This is a genomic window from Aquimarina sp. AU119, from assembly GCF_900312735.1.
In the GTDB taxonomy this organism is placed as follows: Bacteria; Bacteroidota; Bacteroidia; order Flavobacteriales; family Flavobacteriaceae; genus Aquimarina; species Aquimarina algiphila.
The window spans coordinates 125,713-144,753 of record NZ_OMPF01000015.1; the positions used below are offsets into that span (position 1 = coordinate 125,713).

At 31.5% G+C, this 19,041-nt stretch carries 10 protein-coding genes; 8 read left to right on the forward strand and 2 right to left on the reverse strand.

Annotated elements, in window-relative coordinates:
• Window positions 1–28 precede the first annotated feature (28 nt).
• Both DK442_RS14265 and DK442_RS14270 read left to right on the forward strand, forming a co-directional pair.
• On the forward strand, window positions 29–628 hold the full coding sequence (locus DK442_RS14265) for a LysE family translocator (RefSeq protein WP_109436572.1): 600 nt from the start codon (window positions 29–31) through the stop codon (window positions 626–628).
• A gap of 57 nt (window positions 629–685) precedes the next feature.
• Window positions 686–1,186: a DUF1761 domain-containing protein gene (locus DK442_RS14270; protein ID WP_109436573.1), complete on the forward strand. Its 501-nt coding sequence runs from the start codon at window positions 686–688 to the stop codon at window positions 1,184–1,186.
• 51 nt (window positions 1,187–1,237) lie between these two features.
• Here the strand turns inward: DK442_RS14270 and DK442_RS14275 are convergent, their stop codons facing one another.
• Window positions 1,238–2,251: a metal-dependent hydrolase gene (locus DK442_RS14275; RefSeq protein ID WP_109436574.1), complete on the reverse strand. Its 1,014-nt coding sequence runs from the start codon at window positions 2,249–2,251 to the stop codon at window positions 1,238–1,240.
• Window positions 2,251–3,441, reverse strand: a complete 1,191-nt coding sequence (locus tag DK442_RS14280) for a peptidogalycan biosysnthesis protein (RefSeq protein WP_109436575.1) — start codon at window positions 3,439–3,441, stop codon at window positions 2,251–2,253. Before DK442_RS14280 ends, DK442_RS14275 begins: the two co-directional genes overlap by 1 nt.
• Window positions 3,442–3,719: 278 nt before the next feature.
• Between DK442_RS14280 and DK442_RS14285 the strand changes: the two genes are divergently transcribed.
• The 6 genes from DK442_RS14285 to DK442_RS14310 all read left to right on the forward strand — a co-directional run bounded on the left by DK442_RS14285 (window position 3,720) and on the right by DK442_RS14310 (window position 19,040).
• On the forward strand, window positions 3,720–4,130 hold the full coding sequence (locus DK442_RS14285; RefSeq protein ID WP_109436576.1) for a response regulator: 411 nt from the start codon (window positions 3,720–3,722) through the stop codon (window positions 4,128–4,130).
• A 302-nt stretch (window positions 4,131–4,432) separates the two neighbouring features.
• Window positions 4,433–4,846 (forward strand): two-component system response regulator, encoded by a 414-nt coding sequence (locus tag DK442_RS14290; protein WP_109436577.1) that lies wholly within the window; start codon window positions 4,433–4,435, stop codon window positions 4,844–4,846.
• Between the two features lie 203 nt (window positions 4,847–5,049).
• Window positions 5,050–7,707 (forward strand): TonB-dependent receptor domain-containing protein, encoded by a 2,658-nt coding sequence (locus tag DK442_RS14295; RefSeq protein WP_235010965.1) that lies wholly within the window; start codon window positions 5,050–5,052, stop codon window positions 7,705–7,707.
• Window positions 7,704–9,524: a YfiR/HmsC family protein gene (locus tag DK442_RS14300; protein WP_109436579.1), complete on the forward strand. Its 1,821-nt coding sequence runs from the start codon at window positions 7,704–7,706 to the stop codon at window positions 9,522–9,524. Before DK442_RS14295 ends, DK442_RS14300 begins: the two co-directional genes overlap by 4 nt.
• 273 nt (window positions 9,525–9,797) lie before the next feature.
• The gene (locus tag DK442_RS14305) at window positions 9,798–12,335 is read left to right on the forward strand and encodes a hypothetical protein (RefSeq protein ID WP_109436580.1); all 2,538 of its coding nucleotides are present in this window, start codon (window positions 9,798–9,800) and stop codon (window positions 12,333–12,335) included.
• A gap of 3 nt (window positions 12,336–12,338) precedes the next feature.
• The gene (locus DK442_RS14310; protein ID WP_109436581.1) at window positions 12,339–19,040 is read left to right on the forward strand and encodes a Rossmann-like fold-containing protein; all 6,702 of its coding nucleotides are present in this window, start codon (window positions 12,339–12,341) and stop codon (window positions 19,038–19,040) included.
• The last annotated feature ends 1 nt before the right edge of the window (window position 19,041 follow it).

Below are 19,041 nucleotides of genomic sequence, written 5' to 3' on the forward strand. Positions count from 1 at the left end.
CGAGAATTTAAACGTCAAAAATATCTTAATGTCTTTTTTAGAAGGATTTATTATTGGATTAGGAATGATCATTTTTGTAGGTCCGGTATTTTTTTTGCTGTTGAACAGTAGTTTTCAATTTGGTTCTAAGGCAGGAACGGCTGTCGCTTTAGGTATTATTTGTAGCGATGTTGTTTGCGTGATGTTATGTTATTATGGGTTGTCAGCTTTTGTTACTATAGAACAAAATCAATTTTGGATAGGAGTTATAGGTAGTGTAATTGTTTTTGGTTTGGGAATTAATTATTTGATGAAAAAAGTTAAAACAACTGCTGATATTATAGTACAATCCAAAAAGTTGCATTCTTTTTTTTTAAAAGGATTTAGTGTTAATTTCTTTAATCCATTTGTTTTTGCAGTTTGGATAGGTGTTTATAACTATGGTCAACATAAATATTCAGAAAACGGATCATTATTTATTTTTATTGTAGCTGTTCTAACAGGTATATTGACTACAGATTTACTTAAAGTATTCTTATCAAAAAAAGTAAAGAAATTTATCTCATCCAAAAGGTTATCTGTATTTTTTAAAGTGACAGGATTTCTTCTTATTTGCTTTTCTATCAGGTTGTTATATGTGGTGTGGTAAAACCGTATTAGATTGATTTTGGTTTTTTTTGAGAAACAACTTTAAATACTAACTGATATGGAATTTAATTTTTTAATTATTGCACTTGCAGCGTTAATCCCTATGATATTAGGATTTATATGGTATAACCCAAAAGTTTTTGGTACAGCATGGATGAATGCTTGCGGATTTACTCAGGAAGATTTAAAAGGAGGGAATATGGCTTTGATATTTATTCTATCTTATGTTTTTAGTCTCTTCTTAGCTTTTATACTTAATACCCTTGTGATTCATCAATTTGGTTTTTTTTCTAGTATTATGAATGAGCCTGGGTTAACAGAAACAGGTACAGAAACGTATCAATATGCACAAGATTATATGGCGAAGTATGGTAATAATTTTAGAACTTTTGGTCATGGAGCTTTACATGGTAGTATGATTGGATTAATGGTAGTATTACCAGTGATGGGAACAAATGCCCTGTTCGAAAGAAAAGGGTTTAAGTATATGGCAGTTAATATTGGGTACTGGATAGTTTGTCTTGCCTTAATGGGAGGTGTGATTTGCCAGTTTGCATAAATATATATACTAAATAGATCAGAGGGCTTTTAGTTAATGAAGTCCCTTTTTTTATGATTTATTGCCTAATACTCGACTGAATAGTTTTTTAAGTAGAGGAGTAGTGTCTTCCATATTTCGTTCTCTTTCTTTGGCTGTAAGAATACCGTTGTCATCATAAAATAATTCATAACTAAAAACAAAACGACTAGCTTCTGTGCCTACGCCTAATTGTCCAAACCTGAGATCATTAAAAAATAGTTTGTTATCGTTTTTTTCGATAGTATACCAACCTTCTGATAATTTGATTAATCTAGGGATTAGAGGATCGTTTTTCATTTTACCTAAGAGATGATGATTCTTTGGGAATTCTGAAAAAACAATGATATCTTCTTTTTCTAATAAAGAATAATAAGCTATTAAAAAAGAATCTTCTGTTTCTATGTTAGCAGTCCATAAAATGCTATTTAATGGAGTGGGTTTGGTTTGAATTTCTTTATAAGAAATATGTTGATTTTCAAGATTGGTTTGAAATATACCATATGTATACCATTTTAAACCTAATGTGATGATCATATATATACTACTAATATACAACCCAAGTTGATTGAATTTTTTCCTTTTTGGATGAGTACGTTTATAAAACATAGCAAGAATCACAAAAATTAAAAAAGGTATAGTATAGAGAGGGTCTACTACAAATATGTTTTTAAAAGAAACTTTATATTCGAATGGCCAGAATAACTGGGTTCCCCATGTAGTAAATGCGTCTAAAATAGGATGTGTAAAAAGCCCCAAAAACATAAGCTTTGACCAATCTTTCCAATCAGCTTCTTTATTTTGATAGATTTTAGAAATCATCCAACCCAATACTGGAGCTGCTAGTATGCTAAAGAGTATAGAATGTGAAAAGCCACGATGTAATTCATTAGCAGTGACATTATCTACAAAAATTTTTGATAGTACATCGAGATCAGGAATAGTTCCTGCAATCGCACCCCATAGCATTGCTTTATTACCTACTTTCCTTCCCAGAGCAGCTTCACCAACAGCCGCTCCCAAAACAATTTGAGTTAATGAATCCATTAATCTAATTGGAGTTTAAAAGGATTTCTAATTTCGTACTCACTTGGAGAAATTAGTTCTACTAATGGTTTTAATAAGGTGTTCGAAATAGAGTTTCCATGCCTGACATATAGTTTCATCTCAATTGGTTTTGCACCGACACAACTTTTAATAATTTCTGCTGTTCTTCCCAATCGAAGCTCACGAGCCTTTTTGTGTATGGCTAAGTCAACATAGTCATATAACATTTTTTGATATATAGAATGAGTGCTATTATACTGATAATCTATACCTATATGATTAGCATCTACGACATCATTAGTAACAAAAGAGGTTGTAAATCCAATTAGTTTTTCTTCAATAAAATATCCTTTAAATACAAAAGTTTGATCTAATGATTCTTTTAAATTTTTAAAGGTATAAGCATTAAGTTTACCAATTTTAAAATCAGCTTTTTCAATTACAGATAAATAAAGGTTGTCAATTTCGTTTTTAAACATTTCTATGTCTTCAGCATCAAAATTTTTAACGATTATGTTTTCAGATTTTTTTAAAACCTTTTTAACCCTGGTTCTAAATTTTGTCCTCATACTGGCCATATAATCGTCAAAAGTATTCCAGTTAGAATGCATATGTAGTACCATATTGACATCGATTTTAAATTCTCTAAAATCATGTTCTTTGATATAATCACTATGATCAAAAGACTCTGGCCAAAATTCTTTTAATAAAATAAAAGAGGGCTTGTCTGAGTTTTCTGATTTTCGGATTTCACGTAATGCATCAGACAAACTTTCAAATGCTGTTTTTGAGGAGATGTAATCGGTATTATATACAAAACCATGTTCGCCGCAAGAAAATAAATTACCACACACCAATACTCTAACATCTAAATTTTTAAACAATGTATTTTTAATAGTGTCACTAATACAGCAGGGGAATTCTTGTAATTTTAACTGTGCCGAATTAAATTTTATAAGCTGTGCTGCGGCAAAACCAACGGGAATGTCGTTATCATAAAATAGAATATATCTAAAGCGAATAGAACTGGAAAGAGTGCTCTCTAATGTTTTAAGATAATCTAAAGAAAGAAAGATGTTGTTTTCTGGATTTATAATATCCCAGTTAACATGAGGTATATCATCGATATGATTGTAATAAACATATTTTAAAGATGATGTTTTACATTTATTTTTTATTTTATCAAGCATATATTCCTTACAATATTCTCGAATGCATTAGAATTCGATATAATCCAAATTTACATTTATTTTTTAGAGTCTTCGTTAAAAGAACTACAAAACCAATTTAAAAGAAGATGATTATTGCGTTTTAAGCTATTCATAGTTTTACTATTATAAAAACAACTGTATAAAGTACGGTTTACCGTTAAATTTGTGTTTTTGAACGAAAAGTCTTTCATAAAATTAGATTTTCTTATGGTAATATCAAGAAAGTTTATTTCCTTTGAGTGTAATTGGGAATTTAAATGAATACATTGGTTGATTGCGTTCTGTTAATAGATGATGACAGAGCCACAAATTTCTTTAACGAAAGAGTTGTTGCCAAACACAGTGCTTTTCATAAAGTAAATACTGTGCAGAGTGGGATGGCAGCTCTTGAATATCTTAATAATGTAGCACAAAATACGGCTATAAAACCCAATCTTATATTTTTGGATATCAATATGCCTGCGATGAATGGGTGGGAGTTTTTAATTGAATTTTCTAAACTAGATGAACAAATTAGAGAAGGTATTAAAGTGATTTTATTGTCTACATCTTCTAACCCCGATGATGTAAGAGCTTCTGCCAAAAATCACTCTGTTGATGATTTTATCAACAAACCACTATCCTTAGATTTATTGGATAATGTATTAGAAAATCATTTTAATAAGTAAGAACACTTTAGAATACTGTTTATAATATTATTACCTATCATTTTTAACGATAGATAAAGTTTGTAGGTTAGGAATTTACTTTATTTTTGACCGAAAAATAATAACAAGTATCTTTTTGTCGTTTATTTATGTACTTAATCGTTAAATAGATTTTGTTTTTTATATTTTTAAGAATGACTTAAATTTTTTTAGATTGTTTTGTACCAAGGTATTAAAGTATAAACTAAAAAGTAGTGAATTTATGTTTCTTACATTAAAAAGAATAATAACGATTAAACCAGGTGAAGTAATAACCATTTAATATGGAAAAAATAAAATATTTTCTTTTAGTAGATGATAGTGATGCAACCAATTTTTTTAATAAAACAATAATCCAGAAGACAGAATGTGTTGAAGAAGTGTTGGTTGCAAAAAATGGGAGAGAAGCATTAGAGTATATACAATCAGGAATTGTTCCAGAAGTACTTTTTCTGGATGTAAATATGCCAGTGATGAATGGTTGGGAGTTTCTTACAGAGTTTGAAAAACTAGAAAGTAATTTAAAAAAATCTATTATTGTTCTTATGCTTGGTACAACACTAAATGAAGAAGAAAGAACAAAAGCAGAAAATATCCCAGAAATAAAGGAGTTTCAGGAAAAAATGTTATCTAAGGAAATAGTTTGTAAGATTGTAAATACATATTTTTCTGATGTACGTCCAGCCTTATGTTCCTAACAAAATGATTTGACATTTTATATAAAGGTATTGTCCAAAAATATTTGTAATTTGATTTAACTTATAATAGTTTTGGATATCACCATAAATCATTTATTTAATTTTAAATAAGTAAACATATTAAAACGAAGATAAAAAAAAGATCCCCTATCTCATTAGTAGGGTACAGAGTATACCTTACTCTTTTCCTATTCATTGGTGTTATTTCGGGAGTATCTTCTCAGTCTAGAGCGATTATATCGGGGAATGTTTCGGATCAGTTTGGTAATTTACCAGGAGCAAGAGTAGCTATTGAAGGCACTGATAAAAGCACAACAACAGATGTTAATGGCTTTTATAGTTTTGATGTAGATGAAGGAGAGTATATAGTTACTTCAAAATTTGTTATGTATACTTCTGTTTCTAAAACAGTTAACGTCAAAGTTGGAGATACAGCAAAACTTGATTTTATTTTAAAAACAGGGTTTTCTATTGATCAGCCTATTTCTTTAGGTTCCAGAGCCAAACCCAAATCTCTTTTAAAAAATACAGCAGCCGTTGATATTGTATCACCACAACACCTTACAAATTCATCGCAGGTAGAATTAAGTCATATTTTACATTACTTAATTCCATCTTTTCACTCTACTAATCAAACTATTGCAGATGGAACAGATCATATAGATCCGGCAACTCTTAGGGGATTGGGGCCTGATCAAGTTCTGGTTTTAGTAAATGGTAAGCGTAGACATAGTAGTTCTTTGTTAAACGTTAATGGTACAGTAGGGAGAGGGTCTGTAGGTACTGATTTTAATGCAATACCTATTGCCTCTATAGAAAGAATAGAAATACTTAGAGACGGAGCTACTTCACAATATGGTTCTGATGCTATAGCAGGTGTGATTAATATTATTCTTAAGAAACAGATAGAGATTATTCAGATAGATAATAGAGTAGGGTTAAATACTGAAGGAGATGGAGTAAATATATATTCTTCTGCAAATTTTGGATTAAAAATAGGAGAAGAAGGGTATATTAATGTTACTGCAGAATATAGAGATAGAGAATCAATAAACCGGTCCGGAGAGTATACAGGTGCAGTTTATACTAACGATGTGACAGAAGATCAGAGGTTGATTTTAGAAAATAATTTTTTTGGACAAACAGGATATTCTGGTAGACGGGTAATGGAAATAGGAAGTGCAGAGACACAGAACTTGGCATTATCATTTAACGGGGAAATAAAAATGTCTGATTATGCAACATTTTATATGCATGGAGGAAGAAATTATAGAGAAGGCACATCAAAAGGCTTTTATCGCTTCCCCAAAGATCAGGATAGAGTGGTCCTCGAATTATTTCCAAATGGTTTTTCACCTGAGATTATGACCGATATCCAGGATGATGCAATTACCGGAGGTATAAAAGGAATAAAGAATGATTGGGATGTAGATTTTAGTCATTCTATTGGAATTAATAGATTAGATTATACTGTAAATAATTCTAATAACGCTTCGTTGGGAGTGACTTCGCCGAGAACCTTTTATGCCGGAGGATTTTTGTATAAACAGAATACTACAAATCTGGATATTTCAAGAACATTTGATTGGCTTAGTGGAGTAAATATTGCTTTTGGAGCAGAATTAAGAGTAGAAAATTATCAGATTATTGCGGGAGAGGAAGCTTCTTATATAGATGGAGGAAGTACTTATATAGATGATTTAGGAATGGAGTTACCAAGAATTGTTGGAGCTCAGGTTTTTCCTGGTTTTCAACCAGAAAATGAATTAAACCGTTTTAGAACAAATAGTTCCGGATATTTGGATATAGAGGCGAATGTTTCAGAAAAATTATTGATACGAGGCGCTGGACGATACGAGGCGTATAATGATTTTGGAGGGCAGGCTATTTGGAAATTATCGGGTCGATATAGAATTAAAGATGAAATTAGCGTTAGAGCAGGTTTCTCTACTGGCTTTAGAGCACCTTCATTACATCAGGTCTTTTTTCAAAATATTAGTACCCAGTTTATTAATGGAGAAAGTGTTCAAGTAGGGACTTTTAATAATGAAAGTGCTGTAGCCACAGAGGCTTTTGATATCGGAAAATTAAAACCCGAATTGTCCAACCATTTTAGTGCAGGAATAAGTGGAAAATTCAGCAATAATCTATCTTTTAGTTTTGATTATTATTTGATCAATATAGAAGATAGAATTGTACTTTCTGGAAGATTTGCAGAGGGGTATGAAACAATATTAGAGCCATTTAATGTAGGGGCAGCTCAATTCTTTACCAATGCCATAGACTCTAGAACGTCTGGAGCAGATATATCTTTGTTTTATAAAACCCCACTTGGTAGTGGAGAGTTTAATGCTTCTTTGGGAGCCAATATAACAGGAACTAAAGTAAAAGGAGCTATAAAGGTTTCACCAGCACTTACCGGACAGGAAGAAGTGCTGTTTAATAGAGAAGAAATTGCGAGAGTAGAATATGGACAACCTAATTATAAAATCAATTCTTTGTTATCTTATGATTTTGATAAACTAAGGTTTCAGATGGTAAATACCTTATTTGGCGAAGTTAAATTTATACATCCAAATGACGGAAATCCTATAAATTGGGTTGTAAATGATTTTACAGGAAATGTAGAAACAAGAGATCAAACATTTTCTCCCAAATTAGTTACAGATATGGCGATTTCATATCAGTTTAATGATTATATGAAATTTACGTTAGGCGGAAATAATATTTTTAATGTATACCCAGATAAACATAAACATGCAGCAAATACTGAAGATGGTAGTTTCACATACAGTAGAAGAGTGCAGCAGTTTGGTGTTAATGGAGCTAATTATTATTTAAGATTACTACTTAGATTATGATGGGGGAAAGGTTTTATATATTGACCATTCGTAAATATCTAACCCCTGTATTCTTATGTTTATTTACTGCTTTTTTCTTTTTAAATACAACTGCTCAGGAAACAGATAATGAAGAGGTTAAACGACTACATAGACCTATTTTTGTATTTAATTTTGCGCAGCAAATAGGCTGGCCAAATATTGATGAGTTAAAAAGTTTTAAAATCGGTGTTCTTGGACCGGATCGAACAATTTTAGACCTCCATGCAATGGCACAAAAACGTAAAATTCATGGTAAGCCAGTAGAGATTGTACGTTTTACAGTAGTTAAAAATGTACAAGATGTCCAGTTATTATATGTTAATCATAAGTATAACTATGATATTAAATATATTCTGAATAAAATTTCGGAAAAAAATATATTACTAGTTAGTGAAGACTATAATTATAATGCTTCTATGATTAACATGGTTAATGTTGCAGATGCATTTGAATATGAGATCAATGAAAGTAGGATAAAAAAAGAAAATTTTGTAATTGTACCTACATTAAAAGAATATGCTATTTCCTCTTCTGAAAAATGGAAACAATTGTATCAAAAAACAGAAGAAACATTAACAAAAGTACAAGAAGATAAAGATGAACAAGAAGCGATTCTTAAGGAGAAAATAACAGACCAGCTAGAAAAAATAGATCATCAAGAAAAAGAAATTGATACAAAAGAAGGTGAGATTATTCGTCGAAATGAAAAAATAGAAAACCTGTATACCGAAAGTGAGATACAGAAAATAAAGTATAAAGAAAAAATTTCTATCGAAAGAGAGCTTGAAAAAAATATTCAAGAGCAAATAGTGTTCATAAAAAACCAGGAAGAGAAAATAAAGACTAGCGCTCTGGAAATTGAAAAGCAAAATGAATTTTTAGAACGCCAGAATTCAAAAATTGAAGAACAAAGTACCATTTTAGAAAAACAAACATCAGAAATCAATGCTCAAAAAAAGATTAATATTCTATTGGTGAGTATCATTTTTTTAGCCTTGTTAGGAAGTTTGCTAATTTATCGAGGTTTTCTTCAAAAGAAAAAATTAAACAAAGAACTGGGAATAAAAAATGAAGCGATTTCTCAACAGTCACTTGAGTTAGAGGCAAAAAATAAAGAATTAGAACAATTTGCATATATAGCAAGTCATGACCTTCAAGAACCATTAAACACGATATCTAGCTTTATAGGGCTTATTGCAGAAGATTATGAAGCAAGTTTTGATGATGTGGGAAAAGAAAGTTTATCCTTTATTAAGGATGCCAGTATTCGAATGAAGAAGTTAATAGATGCATTATTAGAATATTCTAGATTGGGAAGAAGTAAAGCTTATACAAAAGTGAGCTGTAATGAAGTATTGAAGGAATTGAAAAGTGATTTAAAAAATAGAATAGAAAATACAGGAGCAATACTTCATATAGCTGATTTACCAATAGTGAATGGGTCAGAAATTGAACTTAGATTATTATTTCAAAATTTGATTAGTAACGGAATCAAATTTAGAGCTTCAGATACAGTACCAGAGATCACAATAAATTGTATCAAAAAAAATGATGATAAGAAAGATACTAAAGGTTTTTGGCAATTCTCTGTAAAAGACAATGGTATTGGAATTCCTAAAGAACACCAAGAACGTATATTTGCTATTTTTCAACGGTTACACTCCAGAGATACGTATGAAGGAACTGGTATTGGCTTAGCTCATTGTAAGAAAATAGTAGAAGCCCATGGAGGAAAAATATGGTTAGAATCTTTTGAAAACCAAGGTAGTACCTTTTACTTCACAATTCCGTTATAGGCATATTATACACTTTAACAATACAATTTTTGAATCTTTTTTTTCAAGAATATCACTGAAAACAGTGAGTATTTCCTAAACCTTTTAAATTAATTTTGGTTCCAGAAATAATGTTATTAACCATCTTTATGTACCTAGTATATTGTTGAGGTAAGATCAAAAAGTACCTTCTTCAGATATGTAAAACAACTAGCGATTAGTATGCATTAGATGTTTATGTATTATTCAAAATGTAAGTAAATCTAGAAGTTTTAATTAAAGTATTTTGAGTTTTTGGAGACCTCATCAAAAAAGTATCGTTTAGCACCTCTTTTATTAGGAAAATATCATTATTTGATTCCAAGAATACTTTGTTTCACTTTTTTTTTCTGCTTCTCGGTTACAACATTTTGTCAGGATTTAGGTCAAATAGGAAAAGCAAAACTATTTAAATTAACAGGAGGAGTGGCAGCCAACGCAATTTTTTATGATGGACAATCTAATAGAGAACCGTTTACCTATTTTTTAACGGGTAATATTAATTTGAATATTAGTGGAGTATATAATATCCCTTTCTCATTTTCATATTCTAATCAGGAATTTCGAAGTAGCAATCCTTTTTCTTATAATCGATTAAGTATTCATCCATCTTATAAATGGGTAACTACTCATATTGGAGATGTTAGTATGACATTTTCTCCATATACATTAAGCGGACATCAATTTACAGGATTAGGAGTAGATCTTACTCCGGGAAGTCGTTTTAAAGTAAGTGCCATGTATGGTCGATTGCTTAAAGAATCAGAGTTTAATCCTGATGACCCACAATCTCAACCAGCGTATCGAAGAATAGGATACGGTATTAAGACAAGCTATGATTTTGAAAAATTTTCTATAGGAGCGATTTTCTTTAAAGCCTCTGATGATAAAAATTCTATTAATACCCCTGTCCCCATAGAATTAGAATTACAGCCTAAAGAAAATGCAGTGGCAAGTATAGAGGGGAGAGTAAAACTTTTTGATAAAGGAGAGGTTAATATAGAAGTGGCTTCTTCTACGATAACCGAAGATACAAATGCAGAAGGAGAAGCAGAAGATTCATCAGTTTTATCGGCGTTAGTTAAAACGAATGCTACGACACAGCATTATAAAGCCTTTAATGCCAGTTTTTCTTATCCTGTGGGACAAGGAACTGTTGGTGTTGGTTATGAATATATTGATCCGGATTATAGAACTTTGGGAGCTTATTTTTTTAATAATGATCTCGAAAATATTACGTTAAATGCTACTCAGAATCTATTTGAAAATAAAGTAAATATTGCTTTTAACGCAGGTTTGCAAAGAGATGATCTTGATAATACAAAGAGTACTCAACTACAACGTGTTGTTAGTGCTGTTAATCTTACATATAATGCTTCAGAAAAATTAAGCCTTTCAGGAGGATATTCTAATTTTCAATCCTATACTAATATCAAGGATCAGTTTGATTTTATTAATGAAGTTTCACAAATTGATAATTTGGATACTCTGGATTTTCAACAAATTTCGCAGAATGCAAATCTTAATACAAATTATATTTTAACAGATACAGAAACAAGAAAACGTAATCTTAACATAGCATTATCTTTTCAGAATGCGGTGAATAAACAAGGAGGGCGAACCGTAGAAAATGGAGATTCTAATTTTTATAATGGTAGTGCCTCTTATACATTTGGTTATCCTATTATCAATCTAAATATTTCTACAGCCGTTAATATAAGTTATAGTACTATTGGTACAGATACAGGCGTGACATACGGACCTATAGTATCTGCTAATAAACAGTTTTTTGATAAAAAACTACGTACAACCGGGTCAGTAAGTTATAATCAGAGTAATAATAATGGTGAAAAACAGGGAGATGTAACGAATATAAGATTAGGTAGTTCATATACTTATCTTAAAAAACACAATTTTAACCTTAACGTACTATCGCAATTTAGAAACTCAACAACTTCTAGTAATGATTTTACGGTAACTTTTGGATATAACTATATTCTCGATAAGTTCAACCCCAGATTTAAACTTTCGGAAAGGGAAAAGAAAAAGAAGGAGAAGAAAAAGAGGGTAAGGAAATCAAAGGCGGATGAAATTATCCAGTTTAAATATAGAGATTCTCTGTATCGCGGAACAAGAGCAGAAATTAATGTACAACTAGAAGACCTTCAAAACCATTCACATTTTGACCATATTCCTGGATACAAAAAAGGAGAACTTAGTATGTTACGCCAGATCGTTGCTGATGAGAAAAATAAAAATGAGTACAGGGTGAAAGCTTTTGTTTTCCTGAAAGAATTATATAGTTACGAAGATTTTCTTGCAGGGTATAATCAATTGATATTCGAGACATTGATAGAGTTAAGAAGAGATATGCAACGTCTCGATTATGCTTTTGAAAAAGCTTTCGTAAAAGCCAAAATAGCTGTAGATAACCATAGTTTACATAAAAGAACAGAAGAAGAACGTCAAAATAGTGCCAAAGCATTGCAAGAACGGTATAAGGAATTGCAACAAAATTCTAACACTGCCTTAGCAAGATTGATAGGACACCGCTGGACGTTACCGATTATTAAAAGTTATAATTCTCTAAAGAAAGTTGAAAATCCAGATAAGTTCCTGAGAGAGCTGATGGAACAAGAGAAAGAAAATATATTCCGTATGAAGGATAAAAAAGAAGATGATCAAAAAATCGAATTGTATATCATTACACAGATTATTGATTTTTATCTTAAAAAATCCCTTAAGTATACGGATCCAGATAAATTTGATTTGAAATACGTAGAAAAGAACTAACCTATGAGAAAATTAGTACTTACACTATTTATACTGCTTTATAGTTTTGGTCAAGCCTTAGCGCAACGATTTCCTATAACAGTAATTCCGCAAGTTAACCCTCCGGCACCCGTGAATTTTTATAATTATGCCGACGGTACTACAATAAACAGCCCGTTAAGAGTACAATTCTTGCTTAGCGATATTACGATATCCAGAGAACAAATTCGATTAAAAGTATCTTTTGAGGGTAATGGGATCGCTTTTGAAAGTAGAGATGTTGTAGTTGGTGCTCCTACCTTACTTATTGATGGTGGTATTCCTTTGGTATTGACAAATGCAGAGCTGGCTCCTTATTTTGAGTTTCAAAATTTACAAGGAATCAATCCAAACATTTATAGTAGAACTATTCCAGAAGGTAGTTATCAGTTCTGTTTCGAAGTTTTTGATTTCACAACCGGGAACCGTCTATCCTCAAAAACCTGCGCTAGTACCTATATTTTTAAGAATGAACCTCCAATATTAAATCTTCCGTTTGATGGAGTTAATATTGAGCCAAAAGAAGTTGATAATATTGTTTTTCAATGGACACCAAGGCATATTAATGTAAGTAATGTTGAGTATGAGTTGAGTATTGTAGAAATATGGGATGATTTTGTTGATCCCCAAACAGCTTTCTTATCATTACCTCCTGTTTTTGAAACAACAACAAGGTCTACCTCATTTGTGTATGGTCCGACTCAACCTTTATTATTACCAGAAAAACGATATGCATGGAGAGTAAGAGCAAAAGCATTGCAGGGAGCAGAAGAAGTTGGTCTTTTTAGAAATGAAGGAAATAGTGAAATTTTCTGGTTTTCCAGAACATCACCGTGTACTGTACCCATTAATGTCTATGCAGAACCCAAAGGAATTTCTAAAATTAATGTCTTTTGGGATGAAGATCCTTCTGTGTATACAGAATATACCATAGCATACCGAGAAGCTAATAAACCCAATGCAGAATGGTTTACTATGCGAACCAATAGTGGTTGGGCAACTGTTTGGGATTTAAAACCCGGTACAACATATGAATATAAAGTAAAAGGGAAATGTAAATATCAATATGGGCTATTTTCTGAAATTCAGGAAATAACAACAGCCACTGCACAAGATGAAACTGCAAATTATAACTGCGGTATTGTTCCTGATGCAATTGCTATAACGAATAGAGAACCACACCCTAATCTTCAGATAGGGGATCGTATCACGGCTGGTGATTTTGTAATGACAATTACTGAATTAGATAGTAACAATAGTGGAAGAATAACAGGAAGAGGATATGTAAAAGTACCTTATTTTAAATTCGCTCGATTTGGAGTAAAGTTTGACAACGTTTTGGTCAATACTGATAATCAATTGGCCGAAGGAGAGATTGTCACTTTATATGATCCTGCTTTTGGAGAAGGAGAAGGCATGACGGTAGATGTTGATCTTGATATTGTCGAGATGATAACCGGAGATCAGGGAGAACTCTCTAGTGCAGAGGTGGATTTTGTTATTGCTGACATAAAACCAGATGAAAACAATGCCTGGGTAATAACAGGAACCAATGGGGAGCAAGCTATTGTTCCCGGAGGACAGGATGTAGTGATTAGAGATGAAAGTGGAACTGCATGGACAATTGGTGAGGATGGAACTATAAGTCAAGAGCAAGTTGCCGATGGAGGACCCGTAACAGAAGAGAGTACTGCCGGATTAACCAATGGAGATGTTTCTGAAATATCTGCTACAGGAGTTCGTATAGATTTTGAAAAATCTGGATTTTATGCTTTTGATGAAATGCCCAATAATGTTAAGGAACAATTGGGATCAAAATACAAATCGCTAACCATGGTAAATGGAGAGGTCTACCATATGCCTTATAAAGTGATATCTGATATCAAAGGAGAAGATAAAATAAGAGCTAAGGCTACATTTTCTGATAGTAACATTACTAAAGAAGATATTGTTTTTAAGACCAAAGAAGGAATCGAGGTTTCTGCAGAATGGTCTGGTGATATAGCAACATTATCATTGAAGAAAAAGTCAGATTATCTTATAGAGGAAATACTCGCAACTGTAAAACCAAAAGATTCAACGGAAAAATATAAAATAGCAGGAGCATTCAATTTGGTACACTTAGGAAAACCAGAAATGTATGCCATTAATTTAGTGATTGTACCGGTTAATAATGCAAATGTCAATACCAGAGTACGGGAGAATATTAATGCCATTTATAATAAAGCCGGAGTTAACTTTAAAATTACTACAGGAGATCGATTACAAATTCCAGAAAGCGTATGGGATATTGACAAAAGTGATCAAATAGTTAATGCAGGAGAAAGTGGAGTGTTGAATTATTATTCTAAAGAAGAAAAAGCAATACATGAATATTTCAAAACACAAACAAACTATAACGAACAAACCTATTATCTGTTTGTAACAGACCTGAAAGCAATTAACAGCGATACCAAAGAAGAATTAGAAGGTTTTATGCCACTTAAAGGGCAGTTTGGATTTGTTTTCCAAAAATCTAAGAATCAATCTACCACCATTGCACACGAGTTAGGACATGGGGTTTTTGGTTTAGAACATCCATTTGTAGAATATAAAACTCCAGAAAAATCTACTGAGTTTTTAATGGATTATAAAGGAGGTACTGTCTTTAATCACATGGATTGGAAAAAGATTCATGCTCCCGGATTCAAGTTGTATTGGTTTCAAGGTGATGAAGATGGGGAAAGCGGAACTATAAATAATATAGAAGGATTAGAAGACTTTAAAAATGAAAATGGGACATATACTTTTTTAGCTCCCTCAGGAAAACCTATTACTTTACCCTCCAATTTGAAATCTATTACTTTTAGTGTGGGAGATGATACTTCTTGTGACGAAAAGTTTCAATTATTTCCTTTTGGGACCCTAATTGGTTTTGAAATAGAAGATAAAGGAAGATACAATGCTATATCGGTATGTGGTAAAAACGAGTTTGTCGGGTTTCAAAATGGTTCCAATGAAAAGTTTATTGATAATTATACAAATGATAGTATTGATAAGGTTATTGTTGGCTTTCCGGCGATCAATGGGAGAAATATTATTTATAAAATAGGTCAGATTGAGGTTTCTCCAGTCCAAAAAATCGATGCTTATACAGCAAAAGGTGTTTTAAACGAATATGATTTTTTAGTTGATGAACTCTCCACAATTAGTAAATACAATGAGATCTATGCCAATTTTGATCCTAAGTTTGACGAAGATGTTATTCAATTTATTTATGATCATATTGATAAGGAAGGGTATGATGGGAATGCATTTTATGATAATGATGCATATGTTTTTATACATGCAACACAACTACAAAAAAATGCTATTTTAAAAAATTGTTTTAAAACAGGGGTTCCTGGTCAATTATTAAAATTTATAACAAAGTATACTTATGTGTATGGACATAAGTATTCTTCAAAACCAGAATTAATCCCTGTACAAGCATTTTCTTCATATCATGAAGAAGGACTAAAAAAATCTAACAAGGATAATTTAAAAGCTTTAATAAATCATTGGAAACAATATGATATTAATTACTATCCTATAATTTCAAAAGCTGTTAAAGAATTTGAACTTCCGAAAGAAGTTACAGCAGAAGAGATTATTGACCTTTTTATGGATTCAGATGTAAATAATGATCCATTAAGTGATAATTGGGACTGTTTCTGGGATAAAATAGATATAGAAGATAAAAAACAAATTATAAAGACATTTGCAGAGGATGGATTTCTTTTTAAAGGATATTATGACCTTACAAGTTCATCTGAACATGTTTTGCTAAAAATATTTACGACAACTTCTGATGATAAGGATAAAAAAGTATTATTAGAATTTATTAATAATTATGAATATTTAAATTATATCCTTACTTCGCTAGATTATAATAGTTCAGATATATATCGTTTCATAGCCATCATTTCTGATTGGGTAATCAAACTTAATCCAGAAAAATATAATAGCCTGTCAGAAATCAATCGTATTAAAGAAGAATATAAGTTTGTTGTTAGCGAAGAAAATTATGGAGAGATTCCTTATAAGGAATATGAAACAGAATTATTTGAACTGTATGGTACAGATTGGGTAAATAGTGGGGTCGATCGATTTTCATCATTTGAAGCTAATTTAAAGAATAACAATGGCTCTGTGATAATCAATATTAAAGATCTAGTTGCAATTGGAGATACGGTTAAGAAAGGAGCTATTTTTAAGAAAGAATTTGATCCATTTGCTCCAGTCCTTATACATTTAAATGATGACATATATGCCAAATATAATAGTTCATTGGTTGCTGGAGAATATTATATGGTTCCCTCAATATTCCTTTTATGGTTAGATAAGTCTCGAGATTCAGAATTAAATGAAAGAGCTTTAAGGGTAGGATTGGATGTATTAGCAATAGCTTTAGCACCTTATACCGCGGGAGGATCTACAGCATTCTTGGTGATAGAGGTAAGTGCTGCTGTAACAGATATTGTTATTACGATCAATCAAGATGAATTTATAGAACAGTTTGGTCAAAAATCACTGGTCATTTGGGATGGAGTATATTTTTTATGGAATGTATACGGATTAGTTAGATCTCTTGGAGGGAGTAATTTCTTGAAATTTGAATCAAAAACGGTAAAAGGAGAACTACAAATCTCATCGTTTACCTTGGATATGAGCAAAGCCAGAAAGTTTGCAGACGAATTAATTAATAATGGAACCACTGCTCAAAAACTAGATTTTATTGCAGGAATAGATAAGTTGATAGAAGCAATAAAATTGGGTAAAGCCGATAGGATTGCTAATATAACTAAAGTGTATGAAGATCTGTTAACATTTAGAATCAGAACATTATCCTCTTTAGAAAAAGCTTCTGATGGTTTTGATTTTGGTGTTAAAAATGGATATCTGATCATAAATAATGTAGATAATAATTATCCGGCGCTATCAAAAATAGATATTGTAGATAATAAACTGACTTTAACGGATAATGCCAGATGGTTGCCTAATAGTGTAACACAGGTTAATAAGATAGGACAATTTAGGCAAATAGGGTATTTAGAAAATGGAGCCAATAAAACGGCAACTATAGATGTCGTAGCGGACGCAAATAACCCTAGTCAATTTTACTTAAAAAAGTCTATATCAGTTTCTAATCCAGTAAGATACAAATTCGAAGAAGAAGGCTATAAATATATAGTAAAAATAGAAGAAAGAGAAAATGGAAATAAAAAATTGTTTTTTCATTATTTGCAAAAAGGAGATGAAGGTGAACTAGAAAAGATTGGAGATTCAAGATTTGTAGAATCAACAAAGACCTTAGTTAACAATTTTGAAGTGCCCGAAAAACTAAGAGGAAAAGGAGCTTCTAAAAGGATGTATGATGAAGTGTTTAAAAGAGATATACAAAGAATTGAATCGAAGTTTTTTGATGATTCAGATAATTATGCCGCATTTATTAAAGCTTTTGATCCTAAAAAACAAAATAAAGTAGAGGCTGTTTTGTCTACTCCAAGCGGAAAAGTATTAGGTAAAGATTGGACTCCTGAGAATATAAACATTGGAGACTATAAAGTTTCTGTAGAATGGGTAAGGAAAACAAAACCAAAATCAGGACAATACCAATTCGAAAAAGAAGGGTATGTATATACTCTTAAAGAAGAAAAAGGGATCGATGGAGCGAAGGAATTTACCCATTATTTACAAAAAGAAGGAGAAGATATTATTGAAGTTGGAAAATCTAGTATTGTCGAAAAACATTTAAGTAATAATTTTGATATTCCTGATAAAATTAAGTCTAAAGGTGTTTCTAAAGCGATTTATGAAAAGTTATTAAAAGAAGATATAGAAACAATTGGAGGGCTGTACTTAAGTGAATCAGATACTTATAAAGCATTCATGAATGTATATGATACGAATAAGAATAACGGAGTTGATGCGGCTTTAGCTACTCCTCAAGCAAAGGTGTTAGGTAAGGATTGGGAACCAAAAAATATAGAGATAGATGGGTATTATAGTGTTCATTTAGTATGGATTAAAAAATCAGGAACCAATGCAACAGGAGTTGTAAATAGGGAAATTGATCTTTCTAAACCTTTCAGTACAGCAGATATATTTGAAGGACATTCATCGAAAACTTTATTACTGGGAGAAGGAAATTTTTCATTTACAAAAAGTATAATTACATCAAACCCTTCAAAAAAAGAAGATGTAATTGCTACAACTATAGAATCTTTGGACGAAGTAACATCCAAATATGCAAATGCTTCTAGTAATATATCATATATAAAATCTTCTGGTGTGGAGGTGTTACACAATATTGATGCAACTAATTTACCAGTACCTTCTCAGAAATATGGAAATATTATATTTAATTTTCCTTTTAAATCAGTGCCGAGACCGCAACAAACTGTTGTCAATAGTAAGTTAATGAAAGATTTTATTAAGAGTGCAGAAAAAGTTGTGGAAAAAGGAGGTCTAGTATTCATAACACAAAAAAAATATTGGGCAACAAGATTTAAATTAGCTATACTTGCAGATGGTACAAGCTTTAAATTGGTAGGGAATAAGGAATTTGATCAAAATTTGTTTGAAGGGTATCAGCATAGAATGACGGATGCAGATCAGTCTTCGAATTTAGAAAATGTAATAACATACATTTTTGAAAAGCAATAAT